This window comes from Mucilaginibacter koreensis (genome assembly GCF_054783355.1).
Genome location: NZ_BAAGQS010000001.1, coordinates 2,337,230 through 2,349,960, shown reverse-complemented (window position 1 = coordinate 2,349,960; position 12,731 = coordinate 2,337,230). Strand labels below are relative to the sequence as shown.

General features: G+C 46.4%; 11 protein-coding genes. 8 read left to right on the top strand and 3 right to left on the bottom strand.

The genetic code is table 11. The features are described 5' to 3' along the window. Positions 1-213: 213 nt before the first annotated feature. From ACYVNW_RS10695 to aroA, 4 genes are all read left to right on the top strand, one after another. Positions 214-1,038: a hypothetical protein gene (locus ACYVNW_RS10695; RefSeq protein WP_460679857.1), complete on the top strand. Its 825-nt coding sequence runs from the start codon at positions 214-216 to the stop codon at positions 1,036-1,038. Positions 1,039-1,446: 408 nt separating this feature from the next. Then, positions 1,447-2,286 carry a prephenate dehydratase gene (locus tag ACYVNW_RS10690; protein ID WP_460679856.1) on the top strand — a complete coding sequence of 280 codons (840 nt, stop codon included), beginning with the start codon at positions 1,447-1,449 and terminating at the stop codon, positions 2,284-2,286. Positions 2,287-2,444: 158 nt separating this feature from the next. Next, complete coding sequence (locus tag ACYVNW_RS10685) at positions 2,445-3,575, top strand: chorismate mutase (protein WP_460679855.1); 1,131 nt, start codon at positions 2,445-2,447, stop codon at positions 3,573-3,575. A gap of 130 nt (positions 3,576-3,705) precedes the next feature. After that, positions 3,706-4,983, top strand: coding sequence for a 3-phosphoshikimate 1-carboxyvinyltransferase (aroA, locus tag ACYVNW_RS10680; protein ID WP_460679854.1), 1,278 nt, complete (start codon positions 3,706-3,708; stop codon positions 4,981-4,983). Between the two features lie 164 nt (positions 4,984-5,147). Here the strand turns inward: aroA and ACYVNW_RS10675 are convergent, their stop codons facing one another. The 3 genes from ACYVNW_RS10675 to ACYVNW_RS10665 are packed head-to-tail and all read right to left on the bottom strand — an operon-like array spanning position 5,148 to position 7,535. Further along, positions 5,148-5,513 carry a CoA-binding protein gene (locus ACYVNW_RS10675; protein ID WP_460679853.1) on the bottom strand — a complete coding sequence of 122 codons (366 nt, stop codon included), beginning with the start codon at positions 5,511-5,513 and terminating at the stop codon, positions 5,148-5,150. After that, a complete protein-coding gene (locus ACYVNW_RS10670) occupies positions 5,506-5,985 on the bottom strand; it encodes a DinB family protein (protein WP_460679852.1) in 480 nt (159 codons plus the stop codon). The genes ACYVNW_RS10675 and ACYVNW_RS10670 overlap by 8 nt, the downstream gene beginning before the upstream one ends. Further along, on the bottom strand, positions 5,985-7,535 hold the full coding sequence (locus ACYVNW_RS10665) for an NAD(P)/FAD-dependent oxidoreductase (RefSeq protein WP_460679851.1): 1,551 nt from the start codon (positions 7,533-7,535) through the stop codon (positions 5,985-5,987). Before ACYVNW_RS10665 ends, ACYVNW_RS10670 begins: the two co-directional genes overlap by 1 nt. Positions 7,536-8,382: 847 nt before the next feature. Here ACYVNW_RS10665 and aspS point away from each other — a divergent pair. The 4 genes from aspS to ACYVNW_RS10645 all read left to right on the top strand — a co-directional run bounded on the left by aspS (position 8,383) and on the right by ACYVNW_RS10645 (position 12,648). After that, complete coding sequence (gene aspS / locus ACYVNW_RS10660) at positions 8,383-10,128, top strand: aspartate--tRNA ligase (RefSeq protein WP_460679850.1); 1,746 nt, start codon at positions 8,383-8,385, stop codon at positions 10,126-10,128. A 13-nt stretch (positions 10,129-10,141) separates the two neighbouring features. Continuing rightward, positions 10,142-10,606, top strand: a complete 465-nt coding sequence (locus tag ACYVNW_RS10655) for an FKBP-type peptidyl-prolyl cis-trans isomerase (RefSeq protein ID WP_460679849.1) — start codon at positions 10,142-10,144, stop codon at positions 10,604-10,606. Positions 10,607-10,684: 78 nt separating this feature from the next. Continuing rightward, positions 10,685-11,992 (top strand): amidohydrolase, encoded by a 1,308-nt coding sequence (locus ACYVNW_RS10650; RefSeq protein WP_460679848.1) that lies wholly within the window; start codon positions 10,685-10,687, stop codon positions 11,990-11,992. Between the two features lie 179 nt (positions 11,993-12,171). Then, complete coding sequence (locus tag ACYVNW_RS10645; RefSeq protein ID WP_460679847.1) at positions 12,172-12,648, top strand: PA2169 family four-helix-bundle protein; 477 nt, start codon at positions 12,172-12,174, stop codon at positions 12,646-12,648. Positions 12,649-12,731: the final 83 nt, after the last annotated feature.

Genomic DNA, 12,731 nt, shown 5'->3' with positions numbered 1-12,731 from the left:
CAGGTGCAGAAACGCTGCGATATCAAGCCTGTGCACCTATGCTTCGAGGGCCTCAGCATGACAACGTTAGTCATATTTACTTGCTTATTTACGCTCTCACTTAACTGTGTAACGAGGTTTGGGCAGTATAATATTTACATATTGCTACTGTAACTAATGCATACCATCAAAATCTAACAATAGGTACCATTCATATTTGAGTACCTCGTCTATATGTCCGCCTTTATCTCCAAACTTCAATACAAAAATTACGAACCCGGCGAGTTTACTGATGAGCAGCCGCGTACGTTGGAAGAAACATTGGCTATTATTAAAAATTACCCTTGGGAAACTGAGCGTTATATGGTTGAGGTGGAACCGACCTGTCCTTCGGTTACGGTGATGAATGAACTGGGTGAATATTTAAAATTAGGCCCGTATTTTAACCACAAATATTGCCTGTACTATTTGGATGCCGGGCACCATTTGTACGAAATGCATGTAGCTACGCTGGAAGAAGCTTGTGTGGTGGTCACCTCTTTTTATGAAACTGCTTTGCCGCTTAAACCTTTCGAAAAGCATACCTTTAGTATTGGTGCAGCCAGGCATTTTATTACCCGTAATTTTGAATATACCTTTAAGTGGATATACATGTTACCCTACCTGCTTATGGGTGCTTTGCTTACAGGAGTGTTCGGCTTGCAGCTTGTATCAGTTCTATTTTCTTTTTACACGGAGAGTACCGGTACCGTGATTGTGTCTTTGGTTATTTTTATCATCGGCCTTACTGTTATACTGTTCAATTATTCCACTTATCAGAAAGTTAAAAACCTACGCCTCATTATTTCACGGGGTAAAAATGAGTTTTATTATGGTACTGTGGGTGAAGAAACGACTTATTTAAAATCTGATGTACGGTTAGTAAAGGTGAAACGGGGTAAAAATGCCGAAGTTGACTACGTGGAGTTTAAGAACGGCCGCCGGCTGCATATTTCAAGATACATTATTCCGCCACTCGTCCTGATGGAAAAGTTTCCGAATACAGAGTTGCTTGATTAGCATTACGTATTACCCTTATACTGATTTCTGTCATTGTGAGCGATAGCGTGGCACCCGCTTGCTTCACAGCATTAGGGTGCAGGGCATAGAAGCCTCTGTGCGATTGTTTCGTATCAGTTATTATATAATGAACTTTATAATTGTAAGCTGTAAGGGTGCTTAGGCAAATAAAATTCTGTTCACCTCATTTATTTTTAAAAATTTAAAATTTTCTCTTGACAAATTCATTTTAACCTGTACTTTTACTTTTATAACAACGCAATGAACAACGCATACACTTTTGGTTTTGGTTATTACTTTTACTTTAGCAGTAAGGGCCGGAACTGATTTGTGTAAACTAAAGCATATAAAACACACAAAAAGTCCCGGCCTCGAAAGAGAGCCGGGACTTTTTGCTTTAACGCAAAAATGGAAACACAAAAGCCAAGAGTAGCCATCCAGGGCATCCGCGCTTCCTTTCACGAGGAAGCCGCCTTCCGGTATTTCGGCACCGATATAGAAACCGTGGAGTGTAACTCTTTTAAGCAAACCTTTGAGGCGCTTAAAAACAAGGAAGCTGATTATGTGGTAATGGCTATTGAAAACAGCATTGCCGGCAGCATCCTGCCTAATTACTCGCTGCTGCTCAGCTACAACTTTCCGGTAGTGGGCGAGGTGTACCTGCCCATTCAGTTGCACCTGCTGGCCTTACCGGGTGTGAATTTTGAGGATGTAAAAACGGTAATCTCACACCCCATTGCCATCCGCCAGTGCGTTGATTTTATTGATGAGTACCCGCAACTGAAAGTCATCGAAAGTAATGATACCGCCGCTTGCGCCCGCCGCATCCGCGAGGAGCAACTGACCGATACCGTGGCTATTGCCAATACACTGGCCGCCGAGTTGTACGATTTGCAGGTAATGGAGCGCCGCATCGAATCCAACAAAAAGAATTTTACCCGTTTCCTAATCCTTACCCATCATGAAAACGCACAGGTGGTAAAGGCCAACAAAGCCTCGCTATGCTTCCAAGTGAGCAACGAAGTAGGCGCGCTGGCCAAAGTGCTGAATATACTGGCGCAGGAAAATGTGAACATGAGCAAAATACAATCCATGCCGGTGCTGGGTAAGCGTAATGAGTATAACTTTTATGTAGATGTAGAGTGGGATGACAGCCAAAACTATGATACCGCCATCAGGCAGATACTCAAATACACCCACAACTTTAACATACTAGGCGAGTATGAGCGGGGAGCGGACGGCTCGTAGTTAATAGTCGATAGTTAATAGACCATAGCGAGAGAGATTATAGGTGTCTGTTGCTAAAAGCTTAACTGATAAAAGAAGTAAATACAAAAATTAAAATATTTAAACATACCATGAACCATGAACTATGGTCCATGAATTAAACTTAAAACCCAACAAAGATGAAACTGGATTTGAACATACAACCCCTGAGCAGCTGGATCAATACCGGCAAACAACCTTTATTAATTGCCGGCCCCTGCAGTGCCGAAACCGAGGAGCAACTGGTAGCCACCGCACACCTGCTGGCCAATACCGGTAAAGTAAGCGCCCTGCGCGCCGGTATATGGAAACCCCGTACCCGCCCCGGCGAGTTTGAAGGCATTGGCAGCATTGGCCTCGAGTGGCTGAAGCGTGCTAAAGCGGAAACCGGCCTGCCTACCGCAGTAGAAGTAGCCACCGGTAAACACGTTGAGGAGGCGTTGAAGGCAGGGGTTGATATTTTTTGGGTAGGTGCCCGTTCAACCGTTAATCCTTTCACCGTACAGGAAATTGCCGATGCACTACAAGGTGTAGATATCCCGGTAATGGTAAAAAACCCGGTTAACCCTGATTTGTCTTTGTGGATTGGTGCGCTGGAGCGTATTAACCGTGCGGGCATCACTAAACTGGCGGCTATTCACCGTGGTTTCTCTTCTTTCGAAAAAACCGCTTTCCGTAACGAACCGATGTGGGATTTAGCCATCAACCTGAAAACTCATGCACCTGAATTGCCAATCATTAACGACCCAAGCCACATTTCGGGTAACCGCGAACTGATTCCTTACGTTTCTCAAAAAGCGTTGGATTTGGATATGCAGGGTTTGATGATCGAATCGCATATTGACCCATCAGTAGCCTGGACGGATGCCAAGCAGCAGTTAACCCCATCGGCACTGGCTGATTTGATTGACCGCCTGACCCTGCGCAAACCAGAAGCCGTAAGCACTGACCTGAAAGATAAACTGGCCGACCTGCGCTCACAAATTGACAAGCTCGATGACCTGGTGATACAGAAACTGGCCGAGCGTATGCAGATTGTAGAGAAAATTGGTAACCACAAAAAAGAAAACGGCATTACCATTTTACAGGTAAACCGTTGGGACGAGATTTTGCAGAAACGTACCAACTACGCCAAAGCCTTAAAACTAAGCGGCGAGTTTACCGAGAAACTGCTGGAACTTATCCACGGCGAATCCATCCGCAAGCAAACTGAAATTATGAACGAAGGCCAGGCCACAGAGCAGCCCAAAGAAAATTTAACACACGCGTAATTGTTCTTTCTGTCATTGCGAGCGATAGCGCGGCAAACGCACGTAGGCATCTGCGCCTCGGTAGAGCAAGCGATTGCCACGCTAGCGCTCGCAATGACAAGGTTTTTTATCGTCATTATAAAACTTACGCATGTCATCAAAAAATATCATCGTTTCTGCGCCTTCTAAAATCATTAATGCAACCATACAGCTCACCGGTTCTAAAAGTGAGTGCAACCGGGCACTGGTGATAGAGGCTTTGAGCAAAGGAGCTGTTAAGGTAGAAAACATATCGGATGCTGCTGATGCAGTAACTTTGGCAGAGATACTCCGAAATCAAAATTCAAAAGTAAAAAGTCAAAAAGTTGCTGATATAGAGGGAGTACCTGTGGTGAACATAGGCCCGGCAGGTACAGCTATGCGGTTTTTAACTGCTTATTTTGCTTTACAGGAAGGTGAGGTACTGCTCACCGGCTCGGAGCGGATGAAACAGCGGCCTATCGGCATACTGGTAGATGCATTGCGTGCCTTGGGCGCTAACATCAGCTACGCAGAGCAGGAAGGCTATCCGCCCCTGCATATTGCCGGCGGCTTTCAGCAAACTACAGCCGATATCAGCGTTAAAGGCGATATCAGCAGCCAGTATATTACCGCCTTGTTATTAATTGCTTCGCAATTGCCGCAAGGGTTAAACCTGCATATTAAAGGCGAACTCACTTCGCGCCCTTATGTGGAAATGACTTTGAGCATGTTGCAGCAAGCCGGTATTCAACACAACTGGAATGAAAATACCATCAGCATTGCGCCGCAACCTTTTAAAGAAGGCAGCCTTTGGGTGGAACCTGACTGGAGTGCTGCATCTTACTGGTATTCGGTAGCGGCTTTGGCCGATGAGGCTGAACTGTTTTTGCCCGGCTTAACCGCTTACAGTTTGCAAGGCGATAGTGTAATTACTGAACTAATGGCCAACTTCGGTATCACTTCGCAATTCAAAAACGGCGGTGTGTACCTGAAGAAGGAACCCAAGCCGGTTGTGAGAAAGATATTTGACCTGAAATCATGTCCCGATTTAGCGCAAACGCTGATTGTGGTATGTGCAGCCTTGGGCCATAATGCCTCGTTTACCGGACTGGAAACTTTAAAAATAAAAGAAACCGACCGCATTAATGCCCTGCAAAACGAGTTGGCCAAAATGGGCGTAAAGCTGATTGAAAAAGGATTGGTTTATAAACTGGATTGCAGCGAAAAGTTCATTCCCGAACATATCCTGATCCGTACATACGAAGATCACCGTATGGCGATGGCTTTCGCGCCACTGGCACTGCTGATACCGCAGATAGAAATTGAAGATGCACCCGTAGTAGAAAAATCATACCCTGCATTCTGGACGGATTTTGTGAAGGCAGGGTATGAGGTGAAGGACGTGTAGCGTCATCCATCTTTAGTTAATATAAAAGCTTCATCCCGACCCCTAACACGTCATTGCGAGGTACGAAGCAATCTCTATATATCAGTCTTAGTTAAGGCGCAGAGAGATTGCTTCGTACCTCGCAATGACGTAAATTGGTATTATTGTTTGAAACAGAAAAGCCCTTAATATTCCCCCGTTGCCAGCATCACCAGTGTGCAAGCCGATATGGTTTCAATGCCACGCTCGCGGGCCAGCTGGCGCAGTTCATTGTTCTCAGTACCCGGGTTAAAAATAATGCGCTTGGGGTTAGTCGCCAGTATGTAATCATACAAAGGCGGCTGGTTGCGGGTGCCGATATACAAAGTCACTGTATCAATATCATCATGTATGGTTTCAGGCTTCTCAATGGGGACACCTGCTACTTCGCCGGTCTTAATGCCCACGTTTACAATGGTGTGCCCCGTGCGCACCAGGCGGTTAGCAGCCAGGTTCGCATACCGGCTTGAATCTGGCGTGGCACCCAGTACTAATGTTTTTTTATCAGCCATGGAGTTGTTTGGTTAGTAATGCAATCTGGCCGGCATGGTAAATCTGATGTTGTAAAAAGCCTTCTATCAAACCCTGGTAAGTGCTCACCGGCTCGGTGCCGCGCTGGTCGTTTACCGGCTCGCTCCACCGCTCAGCAGGAAAATCCTGAATCACTTTTTCCAGATTTACATTGGCCAGCTTTAAATTATTAACCAGCTGGGGCCATTTTTGTTCGTCAGGGTCGCCGGCCTCAGGCCAGTCGCCACCTGCCGGTTCGCTGGCCATTTTACCGCCCATACGTGCTGTTACTTCCTCCGTCCAGCTGAGCATGTGCAGCAAAATTTCGATGATAGAATGCCCTGCGTTTACCGGCCGGTCATACGCCGTTTCAAAATCTACCGGCTCCAGTATTGAATAAATATGATTGCCATACCAGGGCTGCCCCGAAAAAATTTCGGTAAACTGTTTTGCCAGTTGTGCGGATGTTGCCATTATGCTAAAATTTTGGCCGCTGCTGCGGCACAGTTGATACCATCTATCGCAGCAGAAATAATGCCACCTGCATAACCGGCACCCTCACCACATGGAAATAATCCTTTAATCTGCGGATGTTGCAGCGTTTCACGGTCGCGCGGCACCTTTACCGGCGATGAGGTGCGCGATTCTACACCCACCAATATCGCCTCATTAGTATAATAACCCTTCATTTTGCGCCCAAATGCAGGCAGGGCTTTGCGTAGGCGCTCGGCAATCCAGTCGGGTAATACTTCTTTTAAGGCTACACTTGTGGTGCCAGGCAAGTAAGAGTTTACGGGTAAATCGGCAGAGATACGCCCTTCTGCAAAATCAACCATGCGCTGCGCCGGGGCTACTAAATTGCCACCGCCGGCAGTAAAGGCTACTTGCTCTATCTGCTGCTGAAAGCGCAGTAATTTGAATGGGTCGTTATCATTACCCGGTACATCTTCCAGGTTGATTTGCACTACAGTGCCCGAATTAGCAAAAGGGTTATTGCGCTTGGATGGGCTCCAACCGTTCACCACAATCTCGTTCGGGTCGGTGGCACAGGGGGCAATGATGCCGCCCGGGCACATGCAAAAGGAAAATACTCCGCGGTTATCCACCTGCTCTACCAAACTGTAGTACGAAGGCGGCAAATGCGGGCCGCGGTATTCACAATGGTACTGCGCCTGGTCAATAATTTGCTGCGGATGTTCAATGCGTACACCCAGGGCAAAGGGTTTGGCTTCAATTAAAATATTCTGGCGGTGCAGCATTTCAAATACATCGCGTGCTGAGTGGCCGGTAGCCAAGATAACCGCATCAGCGTTGAACTGTTGCCCATTGGCTGTTTGTACGCCTTTAATTTTATCAAAAGCTACTTGTAAAGCAGTTACTTTTGTATCAAAATGAATCTCTCCCCCGGCGTTTAATATGGTTTCTCGGATAGCGGTGATGATCTGTGGCAGCTTGTTGGTACCGATATGCGGACGGGCGTCTACCAAAATGTCTTCAGTAGCGCCATGCGCTACAAATACCTCCAGTACTTTATTTACGTCGCCTCGCTTGGTGGAACGGGTGTACAGTTTACCGTCCGAATACGTGCCGGCGCCGCCTTCTCCAAAACAATAGTTAGATTCCGGGTTCACCAGTCCCTGCTTGTTAATATTAGCCAAATCGCGCCGGCGCTGCTTTACATCTTTGCCGCGTTCCAGTACTATAGGTTTCAATCCTTGTTGTAAACACTGCAGGGCAGCAAATAATCCGGCCGGGCCTGCGCCGATAATGATCACCGGCTGGGCTTCCTGTACTGTTGGGTATTGAACCGTATAATGTTCAACCGGGCGTTGTTCGTCAATAAACACGCGCACCTGCATACGGTACAGTACTTTACGCCCACGGGCGTCAATGGAGCGTTTAACAATTTGTACGTCCTGTATGCGTTTGACAGGAAAATTAATTTTGGCCGAGGCGATGCGTTTTAATGCCGCCGCATCTTCATGCTCCTGGGGTGAGCATACAATTTCTGCTTCTTTAATCATGGTTATTACTGCCGGGTTTTTATCCCGGATGTAAGAGCAAAGATAAAGATTTTGTTGTTTAATGATGTAATTGCAAGGTAAAGGCGGTTAGTTATGCTGCTATCCGCTTTGCGGGGGGTGTGCTTTATTGTCGTCTGTTTACTTTTTGCTTGATCAAAAAGTAACAAAAAATCAAGTACAGCCCCATTAGGCTTTTTGCCGCACGAGGCCAATCCTGCAAAGGCAGGCAGCACCACAGGCTGTTTAGTGTTTGCGTATGAACGGGCTGTGCTTTGCCCGTTGACAGTGCAAACACTAAAAGGCCTCTTGCCACCACACTGCCCACCTAGTGCTGCCTGCCTTTCGCCCAAAGCTGAGGGGCTGACAAGTACCAAGGGTAAGACGCAAGAATCAAGAAATACTTGGTACCACACATACACCCCCACGTCATTGCGAGGTACGAAGCAATCTCTATGCATCCTGCCTTAGTCAGGTGGTGAAAGATTGCTTCGTTCCTCGCAATGACGTGGTGAATAACAAAGTGCCGCAAAGCATCCTGCTCATTCTTAAATCCTACAAATTCTAATTTAAGCACCTGCAACCACAAAACCTTAAATACCTCCACCTGTGGCCTTGGCTTTTTCGGCTACCACTACAGTTGCCTACTTACTGCACACTCATAGAAAAAGACGCAGCCACGAGTTTTCTTTTGGTTACTTTTCTTTTGCGGAAAAAGAAAAGTAACATCCACCGGCTTTCATAACAGTACATCCTTGTCCTAATGAAACACCAACACTGTGATAACATTAAGCAAACCCTTTTATTCAAAAAATACTACTTTTGCGAACTTTACAAAATTTCGGTAACAATGTTAAGAACACACACTTGTGGCGAGTTAAATCTCAGTCATTTAGGGCAGGAAGTAGTTTTGTGCGGATGGGTACAGAAATCGCGCGATTTAGGTGGTACTACCTTTATTGATGTGCGCGACCGCTATGGCCTAACCCAATTGGTACTGAATGCAGATACCGATGCTGAACTGCGTGAAAAAGGCCGTAACCTGGGCCGCGAGTTTGTGATTCAGGTAACCGGAAAGGTGTTGGAGCGATTTAACAAGAACCTGAAAATTCCGACCGGTGAAATTGAAATTGCCGTATCAGAATTAACTATACTGAACGAATCAAAAATTCCACCGTTTTTAATTGAGGATGATACCGATGGGGGCGAGGAACTGCGTGCCAAATACCGTTACCTGGATTTACGCCGTAACCCGCTGCGCAATAACCTGATGATGCGCAGCAAAATTGCACAAGAGATTCGCCGTTACTTAACCGAGCAGGAATTTATTGAGGTAGAAACCCCGGTGCTGATAAAATCAACCCCCGAAGGGGCGCGCGATTTCGTGGTACCAAGCCGCATGAATCCGGGCGAGTTTTACGCCTTGCCGCAATCGCCGCAAACCTTCAAGCAGTTGCTAATGGTGAGCGGGTTTGACCGTTATTTCCAGATTGTAAAGTGTTTCCGTGATGAGGACCTACGTGCCGACCGTCAGCCGGAATTTACCCAGATTGACTGCGAACTGTCTTTCATTACCCAGGAAGATATCCTGAATATATTTGAAGGCTTAACACGCCACCTGTTTAAACAGGTAAAAGGTTTGGAGCTGGACAACTTTCCGCGCATGCAGTATGCTGATGCTATGCGCTTGTATGGCTCTGATAAACCAGATCTGCGTTTTGGGATGCCATTTGTAGAGCTGAACGATATTGTAAAAGGTAAAAACTTTGGAATATTCGATAATGCCGAACTGGTGGTTGGTATCAATGCCAAAGGCTGCGCCGGTTACACCCGTAAGCAGGTAGATGAGTTAACTGACTGGCTGAAACGCCCGCAAATTGGTGCTACCGGTTTAATATATGCCCGTTACAATACCGATGGTACCATCAAATCATCAGTTGATAAGTTTTACAACGAAGAAGACCTGAAACAGTGGGCTGCTGCCTTTGGTGCCGAGCCTGGCGATATGATGCTGCTGCTGGCCGGTAAAACGGATAAGGTACGCAAGCAACTGAACGAACTGCGCCTGGAAATGGGCAATCGCTTAGGTTTGCGTAAAAAAGATGAGTTTGCACCGCTGTGGGTGGTTGACTTCCCGCTGCTGGAGTGGGACGAGGAAACCCAGCGCCACCATGCCATGCACCACCCGTTCACTTCACCTAAGCCAGAAGATATTGCCCTGCTGGATACCGATCCTGATGCGGTACGCGCCAATGCTTATGATTTGGTGATTAACGGTACTGAAATTGGCGGCGGCTCCATCCGTATACATGACCGTAATGTACAGGCGCTGATGTTTAAGCACCTGGGCTTTTCAGCCGAAGAAGCCCAAAAGCAGTTTGGCTTTTTAATGGATGCCTTTGAATACGGCGCACCGCCGCATGGTGGTATTGCTTTTGGGTTTGACCGCCTCTGCTCTATTTTTGCCGGCCTGGATTCCATTCGTGATGTGATAGCCTTCCCTAAAAATAATTCAGGCCGCGATGTGATGATTGATTCGCCGTCTACCATTGCCGAAGCGCAAATGAAAGAACTGAATATTAAAACCACCGTTTAAGCGTTATAAAAGGATGAAGAAATTTCTATTACTATTTTTCATTGCGGCCACTACACTTACCGCCTGCAAAAAAGATAAGAAGGATAATTTTGATCCTGCTGCCCAGGCAGTGGCTGATGATAATGCTATCCAATCTTATATCAAACGCAAAAACATTGATGCACAAAAAGATCCGTCAGGCGTATACTATCAGGTACTTACGCCTGGTAGCGGTACTTATCCAACCAGTACTTCTACAGTATCTGTAGTTTACAAAGGAGAGTTATTGGATGGAACTGTGTTTGATAGCGGTACAATTAACAGCTCTCCTTTAGCCCGCCTAATTGCAGGCTGGCAATATGGTGTACCTCATATCAATAAAGGCGGACGTATACTGCTACTCATTCCATCAGGGTTGGGATACGCCAACCAGGCTGCGGGTAGTATACCTCCAAACTCTGTATTGGTATTTACTATTGATTTATTAGGGTTTAACTAAATAAAATTCATATAAAAACAAAAAGCCGGCTTATTAAAGCCGGCTTTTTGTTTTTATATTAGAACACAATCCCCTGATATGAAGAAACCTTTACTATTAGCTTTTTCTCTGCTTTCGCTTTCCGCCTTTGCCCAAACTGATGCCTTAAAAAGCGAGGTGAGCAAAAAGGCAGATGCCCTGAGCGGCAAAGTAGTGGCTTGGCGGCGCGATTTCCATGCCAACCCCGAATTAGGCAATCATGAAGTACGTACTTCGGGCATCATCGCCGGTTATCTGAAATCATTAGGCATCGAAGTAAAAACGGGCGTAGCCAAAACCGGTGTGGTGGGTGTGCTAAAGGGTGGTAAGCCCGGCCCGGTGGTAGCCCTGCGGGCGGATATGGATGCCTTGCCTGTAGTTGAACGCACCCCGGTTCCTTTTGCTTCCAAAATAAAAACTACATTTAACGGGCAGGAGGTAGGCGCCATGCATGCCTGCGGGCACGATTCACATATGGCCATCCTGATGGGCGTAGCGCAAATACTCAGCTCCATGAAGAGCGACTTGCACGGCACGGTAAAGTTTATATTTCAACCGGCAGAAGAAGGTCCGCCGGTAGGTGAGGAGGGCGGCGCAGCGCTGATGGTGAAAGAGGGCGTACTGCAAAATCCAAAGGTGGATGTTATTTTCGGGCTGCACATCAATTCGCAAACCGAGGTGGGTAAATTAACTTACCGCCCGGGTGGTACTATGGCTGCGGTAAATGATATGCAAATCGTCGTAAAGGGTAAATCCTCACACGGAGCTTACCCGTGGTCGAGCGTTGACCCTATCGTAACTTCTGCTCAAATTGTGAATGCCCTGCAAACCATTGTGAGCCGAAATTTGAACGTAACAGAAAACGCAGCAGTGGTAACTATTGGCTCCATCAACGGCGGCAACCGTTCCAACATTATCCCCGAACGGGTAGAAATGACAGGTACTCTGCGGGCTTTGAGCAAAAGCGACGAGCAAATGCTCATTAGCCGCGTAAAGCAAATTGTAACCCACACCGCTGAAGCCGCCGGTGCCGAAGCCGAAGTAAAAATACCTTATACCACCCACTATCCGGTAACTTATAATGACCCTACACTTACCGATCGGATGCTGCCCACTTTACAGGCTGTGGCCGGTACCAGCAACGTATTGCTGCGCCCTGCCGTAACCGGTGCCGAAGATTTTAGCTTTTATCAGGAGAAAGTACCCGGCCTGTTTTTCTTTTTAGGTGGTATGCCGAAAAACCAAGATCCGCTAACTGCCCCGGCCCACCATACGCCCGATTTTTATATCGATGAAAGCGGCTTTACGCTGGGGGTAAAAGCTTTGTGCGACTTAACGATTGATTACATGATGGCAAAGGGGAAATAATGATAGATAAGATTTTTGCATAAGTACCGGATAAACTACGAATTGTACTTTAATCACCTCAATAATAGAATAAGGGGGAAGGATTGAAAATGTGCAGCGTAGTGTGACATCGATTAATACGTATCATGGCTGGCTTTTTGCAGCTCGGTATTCTATTTACGATATACTATCTATTTACTATGGAAAACATTCAATCATCCTCGTTAAAAACCAAACCCGAAGTAATCGCTGATTTGAAGCAGTTGCTGGTACTGGTTAATGATGGCAAAGAGGGCTATCAATCGGCTGCGGAAGCAACAGATTCACCCGAGCTAAAAGCATTGTTTTTGAAATTATCTGGCGAACGCATTGTTTACGAGGCAGAATTAAAAGAACATATAGCGGCACACGGTGGTGAGGCTGGTAATGATGAAGGTGGCTTGCTGGGCGGCTTGCACCGTACCTGGCTTACCTTAAAACAAGCATTTAGCAGCAAAGAAGATAAGGCAATTTTACAGGCCATTACCACCGGCGAAAAGGCGGCTATAGAAAAATATGACCAGTGCATAGCCGATTACGCAGACCATGCCGACCACTTGGAACTGCTGAAAGAACAGCGTAGTGGCATACAGGAAGCATTAAAAGAAGTAGAGCAGCGAATTGTTCGGTTAGGTTAATTACAAATCCATATTTTAAAAGATGAAAAGCGTATTGAAGTAACGGTACGCTTTTCATTTTTTAGGATAGATAGTGGCCGTCA